This is a genomic window from Methylomonas sp. TEB, from assembly GCF_047777895.1.
In the GTDB taxonomy this organism is placed as follows: Bacteria; Pseudomonadota; Gammaproteobacteria; order Methylococcales; family Methylomonadaceae; genus Methylomonas.
The window spans coordinates 1,381,034-1,405,306 of record NZ_CP180476.1; the positions used below are offsets into that span (position 1 = coordinate 1,381,034).

The window sequence follows — 24,273 nt, forward strand, 5'->3', positions numbered from 1 at the left end:
AACCGCTCTCGGGGCAACACATGAAAAAAACACATCCAAAAAAACTGGCGGCAGTCGCTGTCGGCGCCTTCGGTTTTACCTTGTCGGTCGCCGCAGTCGCCCACGACCATGCCGACCGCGATCATCACGATTCTCATAAACCTGCGCAAACCAGCCAAGTACCGACATCCGGCGCTGAATGGTTCAAAGCCGGTGAAGCTGCGGTGTTGGTCAACAAAAGAGACGTAGAGCAACTGCGCAAAGCCAAAAACGTTATCTTGTTTGTGGGCGACGGCATGGGCGTATCCACGGTTACCGCCGCGCGAATTTTGGAAGGCCAAATGGCTGGCCGCGACGGCGAATTTAACCGTCTGCAATTTGAAAAATTCAACAATATCGCTCATTCGGTTACGGCCAGCGCCAATCAACAAACCTCGGATTCCGCGCCTACTGCTACGGCGATGGTGGCCGGTATCAAAGCCAATGACGGCGCTATTTCCGTCGAGCAAGGTATTTCACGCACCGAAAAAAGTGCGGAAGTCACCGCTGCGCACAGCGTCAAAACTATCTTGGAGCGCGCCGAGGAACGCGGCATGTCCACCGGTGTCGTCACAACCGCCCGTTTTACCCACGCCACGCCTGCCGTGAATTACGCCCACATTTCCAACCGCGATTGGGAAGCCGACAGCAACCTGCCTGCTGGCGCCACCGTGAAGGATATTGCTCGCCAGTTGCTGGAGTTTCCTTACGGCGACGGCCTGGAAGTGGCTTTGGGCGGCGGCCGCAGCTATTTCATGCCTAATAACGTTGCCGACCCTGAATACCCTACCCAAAAAGGTCGCCGCGCCGATGGCCGCGATCTGACCTTGGAGTGGACATCGCAATACAATAATTCCGACTACGTCTGGAACAAAGCCCAGTTCGACGCGGTAAATCCAGCGTCTACCGATCATTTATTGGGTTTGTTCGAACGTTCGCACATGCGCTATGAAGCCGACCGCGCGCAAGACGCCGCCGGTGAACCGTCCTTGACCGAGATGACCGAAAAAGCCATCAAAATTCTGGAAAAAAACCGCAAAGGTTATTATCTGATGGTTGAGGCCGGCCGGATCGACCACGCTCACCACGCCGGCAACGCCTACCGGGCGCTGACCGATACCGTGGCATTGTCGGATGCGGTGAAAAAAGCCAAACAACTAACCCGCGACGAAGACACCTTGATCCTGGTCACCGCCGATCACAGCCATGTATTCACCATCGCCGGTTATCCGTCGCGCGGCAACCCTATCTTGGGTAAAACCGCGGTAGACGGCGTTGTTACTAAAGATTCTTTAGGTTTGCCTTACACGACGCTGACCTATGCTAACGGCCCAGGCTGGACCGGTGGCTTGCAACGCAAGGAATTTAATCCCGCTAACGAAGGCACCGTGGCCGCCGCTTATGCAGGCAGCAAATTGCGTCCTGATTTGACAGCGGTCGATACCGCCAATCCGAACTACATGCAGGAAGCCACCGTACCGATGAGCGCGGAAACCCACGCCGGCGAAGACGTGGCGATCTATGCGGACGGTCCGGGCGCCTATCTGGTGCGCGGTACGCTGGAACAAAACGTGATTTATCATGTAATGGCGGATGCGCTAGGCATGCGTAAATAGTCCGGGGGCCTTTCCCAAAACCGAATCAGGGACGCTAGCCGTCCCTGATTTTTTGTAATTATTCACTGCGAAGTACAAGAATCCCTCTCCATCAGGAGAGGGAGCAATTTCTCGGCGATTGTCAGAGTTTTGCAATTCACTGAATAATTACATTTTTTTGAATACCGCTAAAGTGCAGGATCCATGTTCAACACCCATTTCAAATTTTTACCCAAACTGCTTGGTCTCAATTTATTAGTCGTTTTGGCGGCTTGCAGCCATGCACCGGCCAAGCATGCCGCTAACATCACCGATTTGTCTTCGGCAAACTTGCCCGCCGTGGCCGCCGAGTTCGTCACCACCCGCACCGGCGCAGAGCACGAACACGACGAGCACCAGGCATTGCCGGCAGAAGTGAGTTGGCGCTTCTGGCGCGATAGCCAACGGATTACGATAGAACGGCCGCAACTGGGCGTTGGTGAACTGTGGCTGCGCGATGGTCAGGAGCTGATTCACCGCAAGCTGTATCACCAAGACCGGCGGGCAATCGAATTTCAGGCCGGCGATCTACGGATGCTGGACATCACGCCGTCCTGGCAAAAATTGGCGTTGCTGCTGGATAGCCAACTGCTGGAAAAATTGACTGCCGAAGAAATCGAATGGACCGACGGCATCCCGACCCGCGAATATCAAGGCAAAGTCGCGGATACCGAATGGCATGTGGTGATGCGTTTGGACCTTGCGTTACCGGCCTTGATCGAACGGCAACAGGGCGAATTTTCAGAGCGTACCGAACTGCTGCAGGCTTATTCTTTAAACGCCGCGCCCTGGCAACCTACACCAATTGACGGCTACGATGTGATCGATTTCGCCGACTTGGGCGATAAGGAATCCGACCCGTTCGTCATCAAGGTACAAGCGCAAATGGGCCACGAGCATCATCATTAAACGTTGGCCGGCCAGGCAAAAAAAAGCCCGCTGTATCGCGTACCAGCGGGCCCGAGTACCACTACAGAGCTTACAACTAATCCCTAAAACTTACGGAGCCGGCAAAATCCGGTTTTGCGGGCCTGGGGCTACCGTGCCGTTGACGGTAAAGTAGTTTTCCAGTGCATCCAGATCCAAAGCGCCGCCCAGACGGTTAGTGCCTTGCGTCAACGCATAGTATTGATCGCCACCGTCGGCCATGAAATTGTTTACGGTCACCCGATAGCTGGCGGCAGGATCGACCACGACACCATTGATCTTGATACTGGCGGGATCGACGTTATCGCAAGGCGTGCCTTTTTCTTTCCATTCGTAACTAAAACCGTTGGAAACTTGCATGATGCGATTGGCTGCTTGACCGTTGACCGGTGCGCCGGCCGGGTAGCCCACGGTGCAACCGGTGAATTGTTGCTCCAGCAAGGTGTGGATTTGCGCGCCAGTCAAGGTCAGCGTCACCAGCGTGTTGCCGAACGGTTGCACGGTAAAGGCTTCCGCATAAGTGACCTTTCCGTCGCCTTCGTTAGCCGCGCTGGATGGATAGGTCAAATCGGCGCGGATGCCGCCCGGATTCATGAATGACACCACGGCTTCGCCAAAACCGACGTTTTGCGTAGCCAGCAATTGCGCATCGGCAATCACATCACCCAGCGCCGATTCACCGGCTGCGGTGGCGGTGCGAGTAATCGCCGCGCTGATGCTGCCGATCACGCGATTCGCGATGGGCGTGGACAGCGCTTTGTAGTTGTCGACGATGGTTTTAATCGCTGCATTCGGGGTGATAGCTGGATTGCTGCGATCAACGACGATGTTCTCGGCGCTGACGCTGCTGACTTCGCCGTTCACGGTGTTGATGGCCACGTCAATATCAGTCAATACCCGGCCTTGCGAATTGGCGCTGGTCACAGAAATCAAGCGGCCGGCCTTGTTGGCGATTTGGCAGTTATAGGCTTGGTGAGTGTGGCCGGAAATCACCAAATCGACTTCGTCGTCCAACTGATTGACGATGGTTTTAATCGGTGAACCGTCCAAACCGCTATCGCAGTTGTTGATGGTCGAAGCACTTTGCGTGACCGGAATTGTGCCGCCTTGATGAATCAATACCACCACCGCTTCGACGCCGCGCGCACGCAATTTCGGAATCAACGCATTCACGGTTGCTGCTTCGTCTTTGAATTCCAGGCCGGCCACGCCGGTGGGAGTGACGATGGTGGGGGTTTCTTTCAAGGTCATGCCGATAATGCCGACCCGCACGCCGCCGACCACTTTGATCGCGTATTGCGGAAACAAGGTTTTGCCGGTAGCGGTTTCGACTACGTTCGCGGCCAGAAATTTGAAATCAGCGCCTTCGAACGGTACCGGTGTGCCGACGGATGCGCCTTGACAGGAATTGGGATCGGTCGGATGGCAGCCGCCGTTTTGCATGCGTTTCAGTTCGTCTTTGCCTTCGTCGAACTCGTGATTACCGACCGCGTTGAATTCCAGGCCTAGGCGGTTCATGGTTTCGATGGTCGGTTCGTCATGAAACAACGCGGAAATCAGCGGTGTGGCGCCGATGATGTCACCGGCCGAGACCACCACGGTGCTGGGGTTTTGGTTTTTCAGATTTTCGACGTAACCGGCCATCCAGTCCACGCCGCCGACCGGAATATTGGTGGCTGCCACGCTGCTGGGTGTTTGCCGGAACGTACCAGGCGATTCCAGTTGGCCGTGAAAATCGTTGAAAGCGACGATTTTGATCGTGGTGGTGGGGATGGTGGTCACGGCATTGGCCGCGCCCAGTGTGCCCAAACCCAAGGCAATGCCGATGGCAAGTTTGTTTAATTTCATTGGTTTAACCCTTATTTAGTGGATTGGCGGCGACGAGAGACCAAGCCCATCAGGCCGGCGCCGGCTGCGTATAAGCCAGCAGCGGCAGGCAGAGGCACGGCGGTCAGGCTGACAGCGCCGACGGTGGCGTTAATCTCGGCGGAGGTATCGTCCAGAGCGGATTGGATCAGCAGGCCGCTGATTTGATAACTGCCGGCACCCAGCAGAAATTCGCCGCGGCTGTAGTCTGAGTTGGCGTAAGCTAAATCAAAATCGCTGTACACAGAAGTTGGATAGTTGTTAACGGCGGCTGATGTCTCGCCAAGTACGCTGGCCGTATTAAAAATCTTGAATCTATCACCAGCGAAGCCGGCGTCCACTACGCGCAAAATCGCTGAGCCGGTTAAGGTGAATTCAAAGCTTAAAGCATTGTTATCCAGGTCTATCCACTCCAAACCACCAGAGTTAGATACTGAGTTGTCGACGTCAAACGCATGCCAGGCGCCGTCGGCATTAAGGGTAATCGCCTCGGCTTGCGTGCAGATTGCCGACAGCAATGCTGCGGCAATAACAGATTTTTTGATCATTTAGAGTGCTCCGATAAAGACAGCGCGGGCGTTTTTGTTATAGGCCGCTGGCTGCTCGTTCATTTGGGGTTGAGAAATTTCCATCGCTATGGGTAAAGCAAATACAGCCTAAGGAAATTTTGTGATGAACTTGTGATTGCTAAATGAAGATTTCGTGAAATGTAATACACGGGTGTTGCGGGTTTTATTCGGGCGCTGACTCTGGCTTGGGTGGCTGGAAGGCAATCGATGAAATTCGCGGAATGAGGTACTTCGGGATGTAGTTAGTCCGGCTTGGTTTTCGACTGTTTGAGCTCAGAGCTCGGCTGTTGGACAAAATAACTCCAGTGTTGGGGTTCTGAGCTTGGCTGATTGAGTTCTGAAGTGAAATGATCGAGAAAAAAGCTTGGATGGTCGAGAAAATTTCTCGATTGATCGAGCTCGGAGCTTGGGTGTTGCACAAAATTACTCCAACCGTGTGGTTCCTAGCATGAATGATGGAGAAAACTTCTAGTGCTTAGTTGCGTTATTAGGTGCTAATAATGTAATCTTGGAGGGATGTCACGAGTAGCCCAAAAATTGAGTGTTCCGCGGACGTGCGGGCAGAGTGAGAGCGACGCGCAGCGAGCCGTACGGAAGAAGCTCGAGTAGTCGAGCGAGCCCGGATGATTCTGGGCTGCCTGGATGGCGCGCAAGTCCAAGCGGTTGCAGCGCAATGCCGAACGCGGGCCAATACGGTCATCAAGTGGCGAAACCGCTTTATGGCTCAGGGGCTTTTGGGGCTGTCAGACGAACCTCGGCCGGGCGCACCGAAGACGTATGATGAGCATTTTCGACAGCGTGTCTTAGCAATCCTTGAGCTACCACCGCCAAAGGGACAAGCCGTCTGGGATGGTCCCGCTGTAGCTCTGGCTCTGGATAGTTCGGTTTACGCGGTTTGGCGCGTGCTCCGCAAGGAGGGGATTTGTCTGCAACGACAGCGATCCTGGTACCCACAGGGCATAAATGTGTCAGTACCGACAAAGAATTTGCGGTAAAGGCGGCGGACATTGTTGGCTTGTATTTGAGTCCGCCCGAAAATGCCTTAGTCATCAGTGTCGACGAAAAACCCAGTATCCAAGCGCTGGAACGAATGACCGGGTACGTTGAAACCGACAGTGGCAAGATCGCGCGCGGATTCCAGAGCACCTATAAGCGTCATGGGACACTGAATTTGTTTGCAGCTCTGCAGGTCGCAACCGGTAACATCATCGCCCAGATAACCGAAACGAAGCGGCGTGAAGATGTTCTCGGGTTCATGGACACGATTGTTGCCGAGACGCCGGCTGGCCAAGAGTTGCATGTGATTCTGGACAATTACTGTACCCACAAAAAATGCGACGCCTGGCTGGCTCAGCATCCCAATGTCCATTTCCACTTTACGCCCACCTCAGCCAGTTGGCTGAATCAGGTGGAAATCTGGTTCGGCATTCTGTCTCGTAAAGCTTTACGCGGCGCCAGTTTCCAAAACATCGCAGCCCTGCGACAAGCGATTGAAGACTTTATTGCCGCTTACAATCCAACGGCTACACCTTTTCGATGGCGGAAACGCGAGGTCCGCGGTGCGCAATTACGAAATACTATCGCTAACTTACGGAATTAAGCACTAGTACGTAAGTGGATAGGACTTTATCATGATGAGGCCTGTTCTGCTCCGAACAGTTCAGCCGGGTTGCCGGCTTTTATGCCCATTCATTCACTGAGCGAAGCGAAACCGGCTGAATCAGCGCTCAATGCGACGTTGCCCAACGGCGTTAAACTCACATTACAGTCAGTCGCACTCAGCGATTTGCCGTTACTTTTGAATGCATTGGCGGCCTTGCCATGTTCAGTTTCAAACCGGGATTAAAGGTCTACCTGCACCGGGAACCCATCGATGGTCGCAAGGCTATCAATACCCACAGGGCATAAATGGCTTGGTGGTGTTGGTCGAGCAGGCATTGGGCTTGAACCCCTTCGAGCCGGCGATTTATGTGTTCAGTAATCGCCGCCGGGATCGGATCAAGTTGCTGTTGTGGGATCGCACGGGTTTTTGGTTGATGCTCAAGCGCTTGGAAGCGGATCGATTTCGTTGGCCGAAAGAGGCGGCGGTGGTCACGTTGATGGTGGAGCAACTGCACTGGCTGTTAGCCGGCATTGACTTGGCGGCGATGCGCCCGCATTCGGCGCGTATCTATACAAAATCAAGCTGAAACAATGACTTAAATCCAGTAAAATAGCGGCATGACGACCGCCATCACGCTGTCCACCGAAGACTATCAAGCCTTGTTAACGGACAAGCAGGCCTTAGTGGATGAACAGCAGCGGCTGGCGAATTAATTACGGTTAGTGACGGTCGAGCGTGATCTGTTGAAGGAACGTGTGGATGCTTTTCTGCATCGTCTATATGCCGCCAAGTCCGAGGCGCGGCGCAATCCCGATCAGCGTGATCTCTTCCTGAACGAAGCTGAAGCGCTGGCACCCAATGGAACGCCGGTGGCCGAGGAAGCGACGCCCGAAGCGGTTGAGGTGGCCGGCCACAGCCGCCAGAAACGCGGCCGCAAGCCGCTCGATCCCCTCCTGCCGCGCGAGATCGTGCGCCATGAGCTACCGGAAGCTGAGCGGGTCTGCGCGCATGACTGCCATACGCTGGTGGAAATTGGCGCGGACATCAGCGAGCAACTCGACATTGTGCCGCAACAGGTCCGGGTGATTCAGCATCAGCGCATCAAATACGCCTGTCCCTGCTGCGACAATAGCATTCGCGTGACGCCGGTACCGGCGCGCATCATTCCCAAAGGTTTATTGACCGAAACGGCCTTGGCCTGGATCGTTACCGCTAAATACCAAGATAGCCTGCCGTTGTATCGGCAAGCCAACTTGCTTAGCCGGTTCGGCGGCGATCTGTCGCGCACCACGCTGGCCGCCAGCACAGTGCGAGTCGGTCAAGCGGTGCAGCCCATCATCAATCTGCTGCGTGATCATCTGCTGGAAGCCAATCTGATTCTGGGCGACGAAACCGGGGGGGGCAAGTGCTCAAGGAAGCTGGACGTGCCGCGCAACGTAAAAGCTATCTGTGGGCGCAAATGACCGGGTCCGGACCGCCGATTCGGCTGTTTAGCTACACGCCCGGTCGTGGCGGAAGTCATGCGCAACCCCTCTACGAAGGCATCCTGCCTGGCACCGTTCTCATGAGCGACGGCTATGAGGTGTATAACGCTATTGCGACAGTGCGAGGTGCCATTCACATCAGCTGTTGGGTGCATGCGCGCCGCTATTTTGTCGAAGCAGAAGCGGCCATCCCCAAAGCCGCGCGTGGATCAGCATCACTGGCGACGCAGTTTATCGCCGCGATTGGTGAACGGTATGCGATTGAGGCCAAAGCCAAAGATCTGAGTGCCGAACAGCGCACGCTGCAGCGTCAACAGCACAGCAAGCCGGTATTAGCCAATATCGAAGGTTTGCTGGTCGAACATCTGCATGGGGTCACGCCCGGCAGTTTGCTGGGCAAGGCCTTGCATTAGCTGTCGTCGCAATGGCCGAAGCTGATTCGGTTTGTGGAAAACGGTGCTTGGCCCATCGACAACAACCTCGGTGAAAACGCCATACGCCCGTTTGTCGTCGGTCGCCGCAACGGGTTGTTCTGTGACACGGTGGTCGGCGCGAAGGCCAGTGCCAATCTGTACTCGCTAATCGAAACCTGCAAAGCCAACCAAATCGAACCTTACACCTATCTGGCGGCGTTGTTCCGTCAGTTGCCCCTGGCCAAAACCGTCGAAGACTTTGAGGCATTGCTGCCCTGGCACCTCGCCAATCCAACGGCCTAACCAAATTCGCACGGCTTTGTAGAAAAATTCAATGGCGTGGTTTATAGGGCGCTTACGTTTATCTCGACTGCATCCACGTCAAAGTGCGCGATACCGGTGCCGTGCGCGTCAAAGCGGTTTATCTGGCGATTGGCATCAATATGAACGGCGAAAAGGAAGTGCTGGGCTTATGGATCGCCCAAATCGAAGGCGTCAAGTTCTGGTTGCAAGTCGTCACCGACCTAAAGAATCGCGGCGTCCAAGACATTTTCATTGCCTGTGTCGATGGTTTGAAAGGCTTCCCGGAAGCGATAGAAACCCTCTATCCACACGCCGCCGTCCAACTGTGTATCGTCCACCTAGTCCGCAACAGCCTGAACTATGTCAGTTGGAAGATGCGTAAGCAGATTGCCGATGATCTCAAGCGGATTTACCAGTCCGCCACCGTCACCGTCACCGACGCTGAGCAGAACCTGTCAGAATTCGAGGCTCAGTGGAACGAGGCCTATCCACCGATTGCCCAGATTTGGCGGCGCAATTGGGATCGGATCATTCCCTTCTTTGACTATCCGCCGGAGATACGCCGCATCATTTACACCATCAATGCTATTGAGTCGGTGAACATGAGTTTGCGGAAAACCACCAAGAATCGCGGCTCATTTCCCAGTGACGAGGCCTTGTCGAAATTGTTCTATTTGGCGCTGATGAATATCAGTAAAAAATGGACGATGCCATTACATGACTGGAAAGCGGCTTTAAATCGGTTTAGCATTCAGTTTGAAGACAGAATGCTAAACCACTAACAAAACCCGTTTACACAAAATTCAGGACACCCTCCGTTTGTTAGTAAGCCCCGACGCTGCAGTATGCCAACGATTGTCATATCGTTGTTGCCCATCATCTTTTGCATTTTCCTGAAATTCTTAACCTCCCTTTTTTCACTGGATTGCGGTCATTCGTGGTGGCTCGCATACCGGCACACCTGATCGTTGTGGGATGAATGAGGCGCCCATTCTCGCCATCGCGGTTTTGATGACCCACCCAGTAGGCGCATCTGAGTCTATAGTTATGCTGCTTCGCTTGCCCTAGGGTTAAAACATAGGCGTGTTCATAACGGCAGTTGACCAACTTTGATAGATGTTCCCTGGTGATGAATGAGTTATCCTTAGCGGTATTGCGCAACATTGATGCCAAGGGCTGAAGGGTTTAAATGGCCTTTAACGCGCTAACAACACCGAAAACATTGATAGGAATTTATGCCGCACAGTGCCTTTACGCTGGAATCGTTGCTGGAAACTCATGATCTGCCGCTGATCATAATCGGCGCCGATTTACGCATCGTGGCAGTGAATCGCGCTTGGGAACAGAGTTTTGGCGTCATGCGGCAGAATTTGGTCGGCCAACCGTGCTGCGTCGAAAACCGCAATTGCCGCCATCAGCGCTTATTTCAAACTCTGGAAGCCTACGCCGGTATTTTTGCCGACACCAACGATGCCAGTTCCCAGCGTTCTTTCAGTGCGCGCGGTTTTCCGTTGCTGGATGCCGATGCCACATTGTATTTAGGCGAAACGCTAACCGTGTTGAAAAGATCCGCGGCAAAAGGCAACGAGGCACCGGCCATGATCGGTAAGTCGGCGGCGTTTGCACAATATAAAACTCGGCTGCAACAGGCGGCGGATACGCAAGCACCGGTATTATTGCTGGGTGAGACCGGCACCGGTAAGGAATTGGCGGCGGAATTTGTGCATAGCCATTCCCGGCAGGCGGATGGCAATTTTGTGATTGTCGATTGTACGATTCTGGGCGAAGAGTTATTTGAAAGCGAATTGTTCGGGCATGAAAAGGGTGCGTTTACCGGCGCGACATCTGCAAAAAAAGGCTTATTCGAATTAGCTAACAATGGCACCCTGTTCTTCGACGAGATTGGCGATTTGCCGCTGTCGCAACAGCCCAAACTGCTGCGCGCCCTGGAAAGCGGCCAATTTCGGCGGGTAGGCGGCACGGCGATGCAAAAAGCCAATGTCAGAGTGGTATGTGCTACGCATAGAAATTTAGCGGACATGGTCAAAGCCGGTCGGTTTCGCGAAGATTTGTTCTACCGTTTATCGGTGTTTCCGGTCGAAGTGCCGCCACTGAGGCTGCGTAGACAGGACTTGCCCTTATTGATCGATCATTTTTTAGCGCAGTTAAACACCGAGGCCGATAGCGGCTATACAATGACGCAATCGGCCTTAATCAAGCTTATCCAATACGCTTGGCCCGGCAATATTCGCGAGCTGCGAAACTGTCTGCAATTGGCGGCCGGCTTGTGTCAGGATAAAAGCATTCAAGAAGCCGACATACATTTTATGCAGCGCCAAGCAGTAGGGGAGCCGGCCGCCGCCAGTGAGGCAAGTAGCGATGCATATTCCCCGCCAATTAACAGCATGGCGCAATTCGAGGCGGAGTTTATCAATAGTTTGATCAGCAAGTATCAGGGGAATCGCAAGTTGATAGCGGCGGAAATGAATATCAGTGAACGAACGCTGTACCGTAAACTTAACCGACTCAATCTAAATTAAGTGGCGGGGCAATGATGGAATCCAACCTGATAAACTGGACGCTTGATAACGTTGGCAGCCGGCAACGCAACGGTTTGACCCCGCCGCGCGACATGCGCGAGACTATCGCCCAGATTAAAGCGCTGCCGCCTTTGCCCGGCAGCGCGCTGCGCATATTGAATCTGATCGCCGATCCCAGCGCGGATGCGCGCAAATTAGCCGACATCATCGAACTCGACCCTTTATTGACAGCGCAAATTACCCGTTGGGCCAGTTCGGCGCTCTACGGTTATCGCGGCCAGATCACGACGGTACATGATGCGATTACTCGCGTGTTGGGGTTTGATTTTGTATTGGATTTGGCTTTGGGTTTGGCGGTGCTGGCACCGTTGAAATCGCCAAAGGAAGGGCAGATAGGTACGCGGATGTTCTGGACCCATGCCTTGGCCAGCACCCGCTTGATGGCGCAGTTGGCCGCTGTTATGCCGGCCGCTACGCGACCTGAGCCGCAAGCCTTGTTTTTATCAGGCTTGATGCACAATATTGGTTTCCCGTTACTGGGGCATCGTTTTCCTGACGAATTCAGTTATTTGAGTGGCTTGATCACCGCCAATCCCAGTCTGGCGATTTTCAATCTGGAAACTTTTGCCTTCGGGCTGAATCATGCCGAAATCGGCGCCTGGCTGATGAATGTGTGGTCGATGCCGCGCATGATTACCGATATTGTCTATCACCATCACAACCCCTTCTATCGCGGCGAAAACCACCAACTGAATCTGCTGACGTTTTACAGCGATTGCCTGTTGGGACGTTTAGGCATAGGCGACGCATCGAACCAGGTGTGTCCGGAGGAAGTGCCGGACTTGCTGGGGTTGGATGAGGCGGTTTGTCTGGAAATACTCGACAGCCAGAATGACGATTTAGCGAAAATTCTAGCCACTGCGGAACAACTTACCGATTAAATTCGCCGCCTGTCATCGCCAAGTGGGCGCCTAAAAATTTGCCGGCGCCCCACCAATCAACTCAGCAGTCAATCGCGCAATATCGCGTTGCGGCGGTCGGATTGCTTCAGAATGCCGCCCAGTATCCACATTTGATACATGGACACGGTCCACATAAAGGCAAAGGAAACGCCCAAGCCGGCCCCGGCGACAATCACCAACAAGGCGAAGTGGGGATTGAGTTTAGTCAGCCACCACGAGGCGATGTCAATCAGTAGAAACAAATAAGGCATCACGATGGCGGGGTATTTATATTTGCAAGGCACACCGGTACTAAAACTGAAAATGATGCCGACAAACATAAAAATAAAACTGATCCCAAACAAATGGATATGCGACAGGCGGGTCAGTGATTGAAAGGTTGCGCCTTCGTTTGATTCGGTCAGCTTTTTTAAGTTTTCGAACTTGGTGAAATCCGGCAACGAACCGGCATTGGCGCTATGACAGCCTATGCAAAATTGCTCGACGATGGGTTTGATGTCCTTGTTATAAACCGCTTCGTCACCGCCATCCCTGACCCATTGAATGATTTTGAAACGCTCCTGTTCCGGTGCGTTGTATTTCATCGATCCATTCAATTTGGATTCCAACACCGAACCGGAGCGGTCGCCATAGTAGCTGTAAACAATATCGTCCATCGACAAACCGAATTTGCCGTCGGCCATGCCGTGGGTAAACAAAATCTGGATTAAGGCCATTAAATAACCGGCGGCTATCGTCGTTAGATAACCGGTGAACAGCAATTTGATCGAGAGGCCGAAGCTGATCAGATTGGCGCCTTTGTACGCATATTTAACAGGTGTTTGGTTGCGATCAGACATAGATGTTTTCCGGGTTATTGAGCAGGGTATCGCTTAGCGCAAGGTTTCAAACGGGAGGCAAAAGCCTTGCCTCCCGTGCCAAGCATGTTACTAGTTTTTGATATTTTGGTAGTAATAACCCAGTTCGCTGATTTCTTCATCAGTCAGGGTTTGCGCGATGATGCGCATCCGGCTGTAGATGTCGTTGTGACGAGAGCCTTCCTTAAACGCATGCAGTGTGGCCGAGATGTAATCTGCATTTTGGCCGGAGATGGCCGGAATATCGACGGCTTGCCCCTTGCCGTCGCCGCCATGGCAGACTTCGCAAGGTGGTAACACCCGCTCACGGCTGCCGTTTTTAACCAAGGCTTCGGCTTTTTCATAGACCATTACTGTTTTCGATTGGAAGGCTGGCGGTTGCGAGCCGAACCATGCCGCCAAATCGGCGGCGTCCTGGTTACTCAGGGTTTTGGCCAAGCCCGACATCATCGCGTTATCCCGGCTACCGTCGGCATAATCCTGCAATTGCTTGTACAAATAGGTCGGCAATTGCCCGGCTAGCGACGGGAACGCCGCCGAGATACTGATGCCTTTTTCGCCGTGACAGGCGCTGCAAGCCTTGGCTAGTTCTTCGCCTTTTTGCGGGTTGCCGGCTTTCACGAAATTTAACTGTTCGGCAGTCCAGGCGACTTGTGAGGAAGGCTGGGCAAAAGCCGCGCTGGGCAACAATAATGCTGCGCTTAGAATGAGTTTTTTCATGATCAGACCCCCCATCTGCCTGAACCAAAGGTTTCCATCAAGAAGAATTGCAGGATCGGATAGCCGAACGCGATCAGCATGAACACGCCGATCACGATATTCCATAAGGTGAAGTTGTTTAGATAGCCGGGCAGATTACTGACCGCGTGAATCGGCTCGGCGTATTCCACTTCACCCTGATAACTTTCGCTGCCGAGATGGGTTTTATACAGGTTGTAAACCAGCATGCCGGCCGAAACGACCAGGATCAAACCGCCGAAAATCATCGTTACCTCGTAGGGTTCCCAGGAAATCGTCAACAGATTGTTGTAATTGACGCTATCGATGCGGCGTGGCTGGCCTAGCAAGCCCAGAATATGCCAAGGGGTAGTCATGATGATCATGCCGATGAACCAGCTCCACAGCTGAGCAACCGCCATTGAAGGACAGAACAGTGGTTTACCGGTCAAAATCGGCCAGAAATAATAGGCAATGCCAAAGTACATGATGATGGTGGTGCCGCCGAAGATTAGGTGGAAGTGTCCGGAAATCCAGGCAGTGTTATGCACCATCGCGTTCATTGCGTAGCTGGCATTAACCAAGCCGCCGAAGCCGCCGAAGATCAGCATCAACAAGCCCAGAATGATGGCCAATACCATGGGATTATTCCAGGGCAGGGCAGCAATCCAGCCGAACAAGCCCTTGCCGCCGTTCAAACGACCGGCGATTTCCAGTGAGGCAATCACGGTAAAACCGGTGATGAAGGTTGGCAGGGTGACGACAAAGGTACCGACCGCATGCAGGATTTTCCAGCCGTGGCCTTGTTCCGGGTCCATGTATAAATGATGAAAACCGATCGGCAAGCTGAATACCACCAATAAGATGAATGCGGCCCGGGCCATCTCATCGCTGAACAAAAAACCGCCAGCTTGCTTGGGCACCAAAGTATAAAACGCCGTGTAGGTGGGAATCAGCCAGAAATAAACGATAGGATGCAGGGTCCAGGCGAACAGCGTGCGCGCCAAGCCGGCATCGATGGTATCGATCCAGCCCAAAGCCCAGGGTATCAGTTGGAACAACACTTCGGCGGCTACGCCGGCGCTGGTCCACAGCCATAAAATGGCGTTCGCGGTGGTGGCGAACATCGCCAATGGTACGGGTTGCTCCGGATTGATCTTTTTCCATTGCATGTACATGACAATCATCGACACGCACCAGAACCAGGAGCCGACCACCAATAAGGTTGCGCCGATGTAAAACAGCGGATGCGCCATCAATGGCGGATAAAAGGTAAACAGCACCGAGGCCTGGCCCAGCAGCAACGGCAATGCCGCCAAGACTACGCCGGTCAATGCCACGCCGAAGCCGGTCCAGGCAAAAGTCTTGTTCCACACCGGCAGTTTCAAGGTGGTGTTGGCCACATAATAGCCAAAGCCCATGATGAAGAAGGTGGTAAGGACAAAGCCCATCAACACGCCGTGGGTACTGACCGAGGCGTAATACACCTCTCGGGATTCCAGAAAGCCGAAAAAGCCGCTGCGCTCGATGACCTGATACAGGCCCATCACCGCCGCCAGCCCGAACGAGCCAAACGCTACCCAGAAATGGGTCAGCGCCAATTTTTTTTCCGCTGCGTTATCCATGATTTGCTCCCCCTTGTTTGTTGAGCGCTTCCCATTGCGCCTTGCTCACCACCTTGATGTTGCTCCACATATGCGCGTGGCCCATGCCGCAATATTCGTTGCACAGCACGGGATAATCGCCGGCATGATGAAAGGCGGTGCTTACCTGCGCCACATAGCCGGGTACGATCATCGTACTCATATTGGTCATTGGCATATGCACGCCGTGGATGACGTCCAGGCTGACCCAGCGAAAGGTAATTTCAGTTTCTGCGGGCAGGGTGAGTTCTTTCGGATAAAAGCCGTAACGCCCGGCCACCATGCGCACGGTGACGCTACCGTTAGCATTATGTTGTACGCCCAGCTTGTCTTCGGCGAACTCGGCGGAGAGATGCAGTTTGGCGGAGTCTATGGTTTCGACGTTACTCGGCGCGTGAATGCCGTGAAAAAACGCCGACCCTAAAATGACGGTCACAAACAGGCCGGCTATCCCCAACGAGATACCGGCCCAGTTTTTTTCCAGTTTATCGATATGCATGTCTCCCCCTTAACCAATATGGCCGCGAGGCAAAAAGATGCCGTAGTACATCAACAGCCAGGCTACGACCATGCCGCCGCCGACTATCAACATTAGCGCCCAAGTGCCCACCGGTAAGCTTTGCAAAATTTTTTGACGTTCTTCTTCTGAGAGATTGTTCATATCCTTCCTTCTTGTATGCGTTTTGATAGGAATTAGGTTGGCAACCAACGGCATGAACAGCAGGGGCTTTGTCATTCTTACTGATGACTTTACCATCTGATTGCTAGGGTAATCATACCTTTAGCGCCGGGCTAACCGAAAGCAATAAATCAGGGGTACTAATTGTTAGAGGAGGGTGGGCTGAAAGCGTGCCAAGAAAGGCCTCGGCATTTAACGGCGCGGGGAATACGATGGAGAGCGGGAGATATACAAACCCTGCGCGCTTGGAAATCTCCGATTCGTGTCAAAAAGCCAAAAAACTGGTAATGGCGAACTCGTCGTGTCACTATTTGGTGCAAACCGATAGTTTGCTCCAAAACAATTAACGGGACCCGCTGGCATGAAACTTCGAAACACTGCTTGCAAGCGTCCGTGTCGAATTACTAACCCGCGGTAGCCACAATGAATCAACCGATCAACGAATTTCAAGAAACGTCGCCCCGCCATGTGAAATTTCGATTACTTGGGTTTTCTAATGCGGCGTTGTTGCTGGCAGCTTGTAACTTTGTTATCTGGTTATTTATTTTATTTCCGATCTATGCCGCTACGGATGGCGTCTCCAACAGCGATGGCTTACGCTTCTTAGTGGTGGCTTTTATCGTGATGGATCTGGTTGGCTTAGCGTTGGCTGCCGTGGCGATGTTTAAGTCGAAACTCCGCAAAACCATGGCTAACTACGGATTTGTAATGAATGTCGCGATGATCGGTTTGAATCTATCGGTATTTCCGTTTTAAAGCTTTGTTGCTTCCGTTAAATATGTTTGTTGATTGAAATCAGTCAATCCTTTGCAGCTATGCCACAATAGGCAGTTGGAATCCTGAGGTTTTGTAAGCGGGGCTTTAAAAGAGCAACTGTATGCGCTTAGGTCAATGAATAGAAATCAAACGGTGGGCATGGGGTGTCTACTGCAGATTTTTCCTTAGCCAGGCTTTTCGTGAATGAACTCCGGTGTACAAAGGATTTCCAGCGTGGTACGTACTCAAAAAATTATTATTAGCGACGGTTTGCTCAGGAGCAAATATGCGAACAGTTAGATCAAAATTAAAAAAAAATCTGGTCATTTTTCTGGTGATGGCTGCTTTTTCTGCTTTTAATCCAGTGCCTGCCGAAACGGCGGGGACTGACGATAAGGATGCTCATCACGAACATAAGAGTATGGATTGGCCGGGGATTTATACTGGCTTAACCCCTTGTGCCGACTGCATCGGCGTGAAAACCACGCTGGCTTTGAACAAAAACGGCAGTTATCTGCTGATGACCCAATTTTTGGGGAAATCGGAAAGGGAGTTTACTGAAAAGGGTAAGTTTGCCCCTGGCGAAAAAGCCAACACTCTGGTTTTGACGCCAAAGAATGGCGCAACTTCCCAGCAATATCTGGTTGAAAAAGATGCGTTGATTCAGTTGGATACTAGCGGCAACCGGTTCACCGGCAAACTTGCTGATCGCTATATTTTGCGTAGAACCAGCGTCACCGATAAGCAGCCTGAACATTCCGGGCATTGATTTAAACCTTAAGCCGGGTGGCCGCGTGCGCTGGCTGCCACCCGGAGATTAGAACTGTTATATGGATTTCTGCTGGTTTTTGCGCCGAAAATAGATAATGGCTAAAAGTACCGTCAAGGCCAACGCGCCAAGCATGAAACGCGGTTCCACGACCTTCACCGAATGATTTTCGTCTTTGAATTTGAACTTGGCGAGTACGCCCAACGCGGGGTCGGTAATGTCAATAGCAATCGATTTGGCGGCAAGATTTAAAAATTGCACTTCGCTGCCATCGAACGGTTTGTTGTTGCGGGTATCGTTGCTGACCATGCCAGGATAAAGCGGTGTTTCAGCAAGGTGAGAGACACTCAACTGTTTGGCGATTTCTTGCTCGAGTTCGCGAGTGGTTTTACCGTCGGTTTTGATATGAATCGGTTTTTGGTCGTCTATCTTAATCTCGATTTCGCCTTGTGAGGCGGTGAGGGCTTTTTTCGAGGAAAAGCCGTCCAGATATTCCACATCCGCGCTGAACACCAAATCAAAAGCCACTTGCACGCCGTCGGCGTTGAAATTTTTATCGGCAAGATCGAAACGCAAGCCTTGGTTGCTGTAATCTCTAACCGTTACCGTGGTCAACGAATAGCCGGTTTTGTTGGCGATGATTAATTCTGCTTGTTCCGGCGGTTGGGTAATAGTGATGCCGCGCCAATTCGGATCGAGCTGAATCATGCCGTCTTTCATTGATGTAAGTAGTTTTTTGGTGACCGCGTGAGCCTGTGTCGGATCATCAAACTTGTGTGCATTCAGAAAGCTCAAGCCGGTAGAGCGATATAGCTCCCCATCGTCGATACGCCATTCCGCCGTGTATGAAAACAGCGAATCGCTGGTTCTTCGAGGCATGCTGGTATGAATGCGCAATTTATCCTGATCTGCCGGCGTAGTGATTGCAAAGGCTGATGGGACAAAAATACCCGACGAACAGCATGTCAGAATGATGGCGAGAGTGGATCGTTTCATCGTGGTTCCAAGCAAAAAAAAATTTACGTTAGCATAATGCGGCGTAAATGACACAACCTTTGATCGGACGGATATTAACGCCACTAATTGTAGTGTTTGCCAGTGCTGATATTTTGCGGAAAACTAGGCTGAGCTTGCTTGTGTTTGATCCGAAAAGGCGGTGGTTTATTTGCGCGGATATCTGTTTATTCGGGAACTAAAAAATTCACCGCTTGAAATAAATGTTAAAGTAAAAAGTAGGGATATTAAGGCAGGCAAACACTACGCAGCAAACGCTCGAGTATCTGTTCTGTATTACAATCCCAGTGCTGGGCGCTGCGTCAGGTTTTAATTCAATAAGTTGCAGGTAAGGTATCGGTAAAATCCGAAGAGGATAGAAGTGGACGAATCGATAGGGAGTAGAAATAGTGGGAACTAGAATTTTCCACTAAGTTTTTCAAAAAATAAATATAAATTAATAAGGAAATACTGTTATGACATTAGATTCTCATGCTGCTAAATTAAAAGAAATGGCGGAGAAAATTATAGATTTCACGCCGCAAGAAATCAGTAGTATTACGCCGGAAGAAATTCAGCGTTTATTTTATGATTTACAAGTTTACCAAATTGAATTGCAAATGCAGAATGAAGAGCTGCAAAAAGCGCAATTTGAGTTATCCCGCCTAAATAATAAGTTAAATTTTACTTACCATTGCGTTCCGGTGGGTATTATCACCCTAGATTATCAAGGTTTTATAGAGCAAGCAAATCATACGTTTGCAGATATGTTGGGTTATAAAGCCAGTAAATTGCAGAAAACCCATTTTTCCAAGCTAATCTTCGAAGAAGATAAAAATATATTTATTCACCGTTTTGATGCTTTTTTCAAAGCGCCAGCCCATAAAAGTTTGCAGTTGCGTTTGCAAGGCGATAAGAATTTGGCTTTTCCTGCTTTGATTAAAGGTAATGCGGATGACGGTAGCGATACAGCAGGCGAATCGTTTGATTTGAAAGCGCGTAAATTAGTCGTGACTATCACAAATATTAGCGACGTGATCACCGACGCAAATAAGGCTTGATTTTTTTTATCGCCGCGTGAAGGGTAATGTTGTCCAGAGGCTTTATTGATTTAAACGATTGATATTAAATAACATGGTTTTATGGATAATCAAAACACTGTAAAAGTGCCGCCGCAGTATATTGTCGGGATCGGTGCTTCGGCCGGAGGCTTGGAAGCGATTGAGGCATTTTTCAAGAATATGCCTGCGAATAGCGGTTTGTCGTTTGTGGTGATTCAGCATTTGTCACCACAGTATAAAAGTTTGATGGCTGAACTATTGTCCAAACATACCGCCATGCCGGTAAAGCGCATTGAGGACGGTATGAAAATCGAGCGCAACACCGTCTACTTGATTCCGCCCCGGAAAAACGTCACGGTGTTTCACAACCAGCTATTGCTGGCCGAGCAAGATCCCAGCAAAGGGATTAATCTGCCGATCGATATATTTTTGCGCTCCTTGAGCGAGGACGCCAGAGAGCTGGCGGTAGGTATCATTTTGTCCGGCACCGGCAGTGATGGCACACGCGGTATTCGTGCCATCAAAGAATTCGGCGGCATGGTGATGGTGCAAGACGAAAATTCCGCCAAATTCGACGGCATGCCCAAGAATGCTTTTGCTACGGGTTTGGCGGATTTTAGTTTGCCGCCGGAGAAGATGCCCGGTCAGTTGTTGGCGTTTGTTAAGCATCCCTATGCCACCTTACAGGAAAAAAATATCGTCTCGTCTGACGACAGTGACATCACGCGGATTTTTTCAATCCTTAGAGAAAAGTGCAAAATCGATTTTACCTTTTATAAACCCAATACGGTAGTTAGACGCATTGAACGGCGTATATCGATCAATCACTTAAAAGATATATCCGAGTATTTAAACTTGTTGCAAACAAATCCTCATGAAGTTTTAGTGTTATTTCAGGAGTTGTTGATAGGGGTTACCAGTTTTTTTCGCGACGAGCACGTATTTGACGATATTCGTGAGCATTGGTTAAAAAAAGTTGTCAAGTTATTGCAAGAAGATGAGTTGCGAGTTTGGGTGACCGCATGTTCCACCGGTGAGGAAGCTTATTCCTTGGCGATGTTGTTATCGGAATATCGGGAGTATTCAGGACATTATTTTCGCGTGAAGATTTTTGCGACCGATGTCGATCTAACAGCCATTGAGAAAGCCAGTAACGGTAAATATCCGGAAAGTATTATTGCAGATATTCCGCCCAAGCTCCTGTCGAAATACTTTATTCGCCGGGAAGATTATTTTCAGGTCAGTCAAAAAATTCGGGAAATGGTGGTGTTTGCTCAGCATAACCTGATTAAAGATCCGCCGTTTACCAATATTCATATTCTCAGCTGTCGAAACGTGTTGATTTACTTGCAACCTGTTTTACAGAAGAAAATATTGGAGTTATTCAACTTTTCTCTGGTAAAGGAAGGTTTGTTGGTGTTGGGTACCAGTGAAACGATAGGCGATATGGGTGAGTATTTCGATGTGGCAAGTGCTAAATCAAAACTATATCGCTCCAAAGGCAAATATAAATCCTTGGGTTTTACTGCGTCCCCCAGTGCTTTAATGACTTACGCGCCGTATCCGAGTTCGGTGCGCTCCTCGAATGCGCTTAGTGGTCAGGAAGAAAGAGTATTGGATCGCTTCATCAGAGCAATATCGAATGATGTCTTGCCATTTACGATGATAATTAATGAGAATATGGAAATATCCCATATTTTCGGCGATTCTAAAGATTATTTGAGTTATCCCAGCGGTAAACTGGTGAGTAATGTCAGTAAAATTGTTAAAAAAGATTTATCCATACCCATTTCCACAGGTATTCAAAAAGCCTTAAAAGCGAATAACGAAATTGTGTTGTCCAATATTCGGGTCAGAGAGCAGGACAGTTTGCGGACGTTTAGACTGCAATTTAAACCCCTGCCGGGCAAGAAGGGCCAAGAAATCTTAGTGGCGGCGATGATTACTGAGACGGTGGATCCTTCTTGTTTTAGCGAGACGGAAACCCTGATCTACGATGTCAATTTAGACGCCAAACAGCGCATCATCGATCTGGAGCAAGAATTACAGTTTACCCGCGAAAACCTGCAAGCCACCGTGGAAGAATTGGAGACCTCCAACGAAGAACTGCAAGCTACCAACGAAGAATTGTTGGCAAGTAATGAGGAATTGCAGAGTACTAATGAGGAATTGCAATCGGTCAACGAAGAGCTTTACACCGTCAATGCCGAACACCAGGGCAAAATTGTCGAGTTGACCTTACTGAATAACGATTTGGATAACTTATTCAATAGCACCAATATCGCTACGCTGTTTTTAGACGAGAATCTGGATATTAGGCGATTTACTCCGAAACTACAGTCGATATTCCATATTTTGGAAACCGATCTCGGGCGGCCGTTTTATCACTTGACGCATACGATCAAAGATCTGGATGTCATCGCTGTCGTTAAAGGTGTCAACGATCAACACAACTGTTTCGATCAGGAAATTCAACTTGAAAACGGCACCTGGTATCTATTGCGGGTGATTCCCTACGTAGTTTCAGCCAAAGTCAATGCCGGCGTTATTTTGACTTTTGTGGACATCAATCAGCTGAAAAGCGCGCAATTGGAGTTGCATAAGCGTGAAGAGCAGGAAACACTGAGATTGGCCAAGTTTGTGCAGTTTTCCAACGATGCGATTACCTTGCTCGAACCGGACGGTACCATCGTGACGTGGAATCATGCTGCCGAGAAACTGTATGGCTGGTCGGCGCATGAAGCGCTGGGGATGAATTTTTACAATCTGATTCCGGACGACGAAAAGCATTTTGCCAAGCAAGGTTTAAGCAACCTGAAAGTGGGTAACACCTTGCCGTCGTTTCAGGCCAAGCGGCTGAGCAAATCCGGTAAGGTGGTGCACGTTTCGGCGTCGGCTTGTATGTTCCAGGCCGAGAACTCGGCTAGGGAGTTAATCGCGTTAACCGAGCGCGATTACGTTCACCAGCATCAAGTCGAAAAACAGGAGTGTTTAAATTGTTTGCAAAAGCTGGCCACGATAGTGATGGATACCGACGAAGCAATTATTCTGTTTGAAGTGTCAGGTAAGATTACTGCTTGGAATAAAGGTGCCGAAATCTTATACGGCTGGGATAGCTTGGACGCCGCCAGTATGACGTTTGCCGAGATCGTCTCTGACGATGAAAGGGGCATTACCCAACAACTGATTCAGGAATTGATTCTTGCCGGCGGCGTGAAAAGTATCAAGACCAAACGCATCACCAAGGATCAGAAAATTATCCCGGTGCGTATGCATGCAACGGTTTTGGGTAATCGATCGGGAGAAGCGCTGTTAATCGTCAGCAGTGAAAAAGCGGTGCACTGAGCGGCTAATATCAACTCGCTATTGAGGCAAGATTTCGGCTAACGATTGCTCCACAGCCGACAATTCCGCCGGCGTATTAATATTGACGAAGAGGTGCTGCGAGTCGCTGAAATCCACCTCGACCAGTGAATGCCGGTGAAACCAAGCTTGTAACTTGCGCTCACCACTATGCAGGTAGTTCTGTAAATCCGATTGCAAGCGGGTTTTCAGCGCGGCGAAAACCGGGTGTAAGCGTTCGCCGTCAAATGCCACGGCGATGTCAGCATCCTGGCTTATTAATGCGTCGAGCAAGCGTTGCAAATGCATGCTTGCAACCAACGGTGAATCGCACGGCGCTACCAGTAATATCGGATGCTGAGCGGTCTGCATCGCCGCCAGAATGCCGGCCAGCGGTCCGTCAAAGCTGAGTTCGGCATCGCTGATGACCGGATAATTGAATTGCCGGTATTGGTCTTGATGGCGATTAGCGCTGACGAATAACTCGTTGACCAATGGGTTCATGGCGGCCAGCGCATAACTCACCAAGGGCCGGTTATGGCATATCAACAAGCCCTTGTCCTGGCCCTGCATGCGCCGAGCCATACCGCCCGCCAGCACTACGCCGCTCACTTTGTTTTGCCCGTTCATGATGGTAAGCTTTGCCGATGTTTAAAAGAGTCGTCATTTTCGCAAGCCTGCCGTTGATTGCAAGTTGTGCCGCGCAGTCTGTGCATACCGAAGAAGTGACGTATTATCAGGTGGAAACCAGCAAACCCTACGACGAAGTATTGACCGAACTGGAAGTAGCGATTGCCGAACATAACTTTCGCATTACCGGCCACAGTCGGGTGGGGAAGGTCATCCGCGACAGAGGGGCCACGAACTTTCCGGAATACGATACGGTACAGTTTTGCAATCTGACGTTGGCAAAAGTAGTGCTGGAAATCACCCCGCACGCGATAGGCTATATGCCCTGCAATGTGGTGACCTATCAATTCGAAGGTAAAACCATCGTCAGGACGCATTTGTTACCGGAAGATACGGGCAACCCCGCCTTGAATAAATTCGCCAAGGAAATGAACCCGCAATTACGACAGATTGTCGACTTCGCCGCCGAGCAATAATTTAATATCCCTATAACGAAAAAACGAGCAC

At 50.9% G+C, this 24,273-nt stretch carries 21 protein-coding genes and 3 pseudogenes; 15 read left to right on the forward strand and 9 right to left on the reverse strand.

Annotation, left to right across the window (positions count from 1 at the left end; translation table 11 throughout):
* Nucleotides 1-20 precede the first annotated feature (20 nt).
* Both ACMXD4_RS06290 and ACMXD4_RS06295 read left to right on the forward strand, forming a co-directional pair.
* Nucleotides 21-1,634: an alkaline phosphatase gene (locus ACMXD4_RS06290; protein WP_415880185.1), complete on the forward strand. Its 1,614-nt coding sequence runs from the start codon at nucleotides 21-23 to the stop codon at nucleotides 1,632-1,634.
* A 183-nt stretch (nucleotides 1,635-1,817) separates the two neighbouring features.
* The gene (locus tag ACMXD4_RS06295; RefSeq protein WP_415880186.1) at nucleotides 1,818-2,561 is read left to right on the forward strand and encodes a hypothetical protein; all 744 of its coding nucleotides are present in this window, start codon (nucleotides 1,818-1,820) and stop codon (nucleotides 2,559-2,561) included.
* 90 nt (nucleotides 2,562-2,651) lie between these two features.
* Here ACMXD4_RS06295 and ACMXD4_RS06300 read toward each other — a convergent pair whose 3' ends face one another.
* Together ACMXD4_RS06300 and ACMXD4_RS06305 are read right to left on the reverse strand one after the other, a co-directional pair.
* Nucleotides 2,652-4,427, reverse strand: coding sequence for a bifunctional metallophosphatase/5'-nucleotidase (locus tag ACMXD4_RS06300; RefSeq protein WP_415880187.1), 1,776 nt, complete (start codon nucleotides 4,425-4,427; stop codon nucleotides 2,652-2,654).
* An 11-nt stretch (nucleotides 4,428-4,438) separates the two neighbouring features.
* Entirely contained in the window at nucleotides 4,439-4,993 is a 555-nt protein-coding gene (locus tag ACMXD4_RS06305; protein WP_415880188.1) for a hypothetical protein, read from the reverse strand.
* 557 nt (nucleotides 4,994-5,550) lie between these two features.
* On the opposite strand from ACMXD4_RS06305, the pseudogene ACMXD4_RS06310 reads away from it, so the two are divergent.
* The 8 genes and pseudogenes from ACMXD4_RS06310 (at nucleotide 5,551) to ACMXD4_RS06345 (ending at nucleotide 12,298) form a co-directional block, all read left to right on the forward strand.
* Nucleotides 5,551-6,614: pseudogene (locus tag ACMXD4_RS06310) on the forward strand (IS630 family transposase).
* Between the two features lie 202 nt (nucleotides 6,615-6,816).
* The gene (gene tnpB / locus ACMXD4_RS06315) at nucleotides 6,817-7,203 is read left to right on the forward strand and encodes an IS66 family insertion sequence element accessory protein TnpB (protein WP_171696176.1); all 387 of its coding nucleotides are present in this window, start codon (nucleotides 6,817-6,819) and stop codon (nucleotides 7,201-7,203) included.
* 136 nt (nucleotides 7,204-7,339) lie between these two features.
* Nucleotides 7,340-8,080: an IS66 family transposase gene (locus ACMXD4_RS06320; RefSeq protein WP_367650877.1), complete on the forward strand. Its 741-nt coding sequence runs from the start codon at nucleotides 7,340-7,342 to the stop codon at nucleotides 8,078-8,080.
* A pseudogene (locus ACMXD4_RS06325) lies at nucleotides 8,077-8,598 on the forward strand (IS66 family transposase); the annotation flags it as partial. The gene ACMXD4_RS06320 and the pseudogene ACMXD4_RS06325, both read left to right, overlap by 4 nt.
* Nucleotides 8,599-8,643: 45 nt before the next feature.
* The gene (locus ACMXD4_RS06330) at nucleotides 8,644-8,817 is read left to right on the forward strand and encodes a transposase domain-containing protein (RefSeq protein ID WP_367650918.1); all 174 of its coding nucleotides are present in this window, start codon (nucleotides 8,644-8,646) and stop codon (nucleotides 8,815-8,817) included.
* 56 nt (nucleotides 8,818-8,873) lie between these two features.
* Nucleotides 8,874-9,599 (forward strand): annotated as a pseudogene (locus ACMXD4_RS06335) (IS256 family transposase); the annotation flags it as partial.
* 453 nt (nucleotides 9,600-10,052) lie between these two features.
* Nucleotides 10,053-11,357, forward strand: a complete 1,305-nt coding sequence (locus ACMXD4_RS06340) for a sigma-54 interaction domain-containing protein (protein WP_171696175.1) — start codon at nucleotides 10,053-10,055, stop codon at nucleotides 11,355-11,357.
* A gap of 11 nt (nucleotides 11,358-11,368) precedes the next feature.
* Nucleotides 11,369-12,298, forward strand: a complete 930-nt coding sequence (locus tag ACMXD4_RS06345) for an HDOD domain-containing protein (RefSeq protein ID WP_084153217.1) — start codon at nucleotides 11,369-11,371, stop codon at nucleotides 12,296-12,298.
* Between the two features lie 68 nt (nucleotides 12,299-12,366).
* Here ACMXD4_RS06345 and ACMXD4_RS06350 read toward each other — a convergent pair whose 3' ends face one another.
* From ACMXD4_RS06350 to ACMXD4_RS06370, 5 genes are all read right to left on the reverse strand, one after another.
* A complete protein-coding gene (locus ACMXD4_RS06350) occupies nucleotides 12,367-13,158 on the reverse strand; it encodes an elongation factor-1 alpha (RefSeq protein WP_171696174.1) in 792 nt (263 codons plus the stop codon).
* A gap of 90 nt (nucleotides 13,159-13,248) precedes the next feature.
* Nucleotides 13,249-13,896: a c-type cytochrome gene (locus ACMXD4_RS06355; RefSeq protein WP_171696173.1), complete on the reverse strand. Its 648-nt coding sequence runs from the start codon at nucleotides 13,894-13,896 to the stop codon at nucleotides 13,249-13,251.
* Between the two features lie 2 nt (nucleotides 13,897-13,898).
* The gene (locus ACMXD4_RS06360) at nucleotides 13,899-15,518 is read right to left on the reverse strand and encodes a b(o/a)3-type cytochrome-c oxidase subunit 1 (RefSeq protein ID WP_171696172.1); all 1,620 of its coding nucleotides are present in this window, start codon (nucleotides 15,516-15,518) and stop codon (nucleotides 13,899-13,901) included.
* Complete coding sequence (locus ACMXD4_RS06365) at nucleotides 15,511-16,035, reverse strand: cytochrome C oxidase subunit II (protein ID WP_171696171.1); 525 nt, start codon at nucleotides 16,033-16,035, stop codon at nucleotides 15,511-15,513. Before ACMXD4_RS06365 ends, ACMXD4_RS06360 begins: the two co-directional genes overlap by 8 nt.
* Before the next feature lie 9 nt (nucleotides 16,036-16,044).
* Nucleotides 16,045-16,197, reverse strand: coding sequence for a hypothetical protein (locus tag ACMXD4_RS06370; RefSeq protein WP_415880189.1), 153 nt, complete (start codon nucleotides 16,195-16,197; stop codon nucleotides 16,045-16,047).
* A gap of 441 nt (nucleotides 16,198-16,638) precedes the next feature.
* Here ACMXD4_RS06370 and ACMXD4_RS06375 point away from each other — a divergent pair, with 441 nt between their 5' ends.
* Nucleotides 16,639-16,971: a hypothetical protein gene (locus ACMXD4_RS06375; protein ID WP_415880190.1), complete on the forward strand. Its 333-nt coding sequence runs from the start codon at nucleotides 16,639-16,641 to the stop codon at nucleotides 16,969-16,971.
* Nucleotides 16,972-17,185: 214 nt separating this feature from the next.
* The gene (locus ACMXD4_RS06380) at nucleotides 17,186-17,740 is read left to right on the forward strand and encodes a copper resistance protein NlpE (RefSeq protein ID WP_415880191.1); all 555 of its coding nucleotides are present in this window, start codon (nucleotides 17,186-17,188) and stop codon (nucleotides 17,738-17,740) included.
* Nucleotides 17,741-17,797: 57 nt separating this feature from the next.
* On the opposite strand, the gene ACMXD4_RS06385 is transcribed toward ACMXD4_RS06380, so the two are convergent.
* Nucleotides 17,798-18,736, reverse strand: coding sequence for a hypothetical protein (locus tag ACMXD4_RS06385; RefSeq protein WP_415880192.1), 939 nt, complete (start codon nucleotides 18,734-18,736; stop codon nucleotides 17,798-17,800).
* Between the two features lie 473 nt (nucleotides 18,737-19,209).
* On the opposite strand from ACMXD4_RS06385, the gene ACMXD4_RS06390 reads away from it, so the two are divergent.
* Nucleotides 19,210-19,794, forward strand: coding sequence for a PAS domain-containing protein (locus ACMXD4_RS06390; RefSeq protein ID WP_033155635.1), 585 nt, complete (start codon nucleotides 19,210-19,212; stop codon nucleotides 19,792-19,794).
* Nucleotides 19,795-19,875: 81 nt separating this feature from the next.
* Nucleotides 19,876-23,139, forward strand: a complete 3,264-nt coding sequence (locus ACMXD4_RS06395) for a chemotaxis protein CheB (protein WP_415880193.1) — start codon at nucleotides 19,876-19,878, stop codon at nucleotides 23,137-23,139.
* Nucleotides 23,140-23,157: 18 nt separating this feature from the next.
* Here the strand turns inward: ACMXD4_RS06395 and mobA are convergent, their stop codons facing one another.
* Nucleotides 23,158-23,766: a molybdenum cofactor guanylyltransferase MobA gene (gene mobA / locus ACMXD4_RS06400; protein WP_415880194.1), complete on the reverse strand. Its 609-nt coding sequence runs from the start codon at nucleotides 23,764-23,766 to the stop codon at nucleotides 23,158-23,160.
* 17 nt (nucleotides 23,767-23,783) lie between these two features.
* Here mobA and ACMXD4_RS06405 point away from each other — a divergent pair, with 17 nt between their 5' ends.
* Nucleotides 23,784-24,242: a DUF302 domain-containing protein gene (locus tag ACMXD4_RS06405; protein ID WP_033155632.1), complete on the forward strand. Its 459-nt coding sequence runs from the start codon at nucleotides 23,784-23,786 to the stop codon at nucleotides 24,240-24,242.
* Nucleotides 24,243-24,273 lie beyond the last annotated feature (31 nt).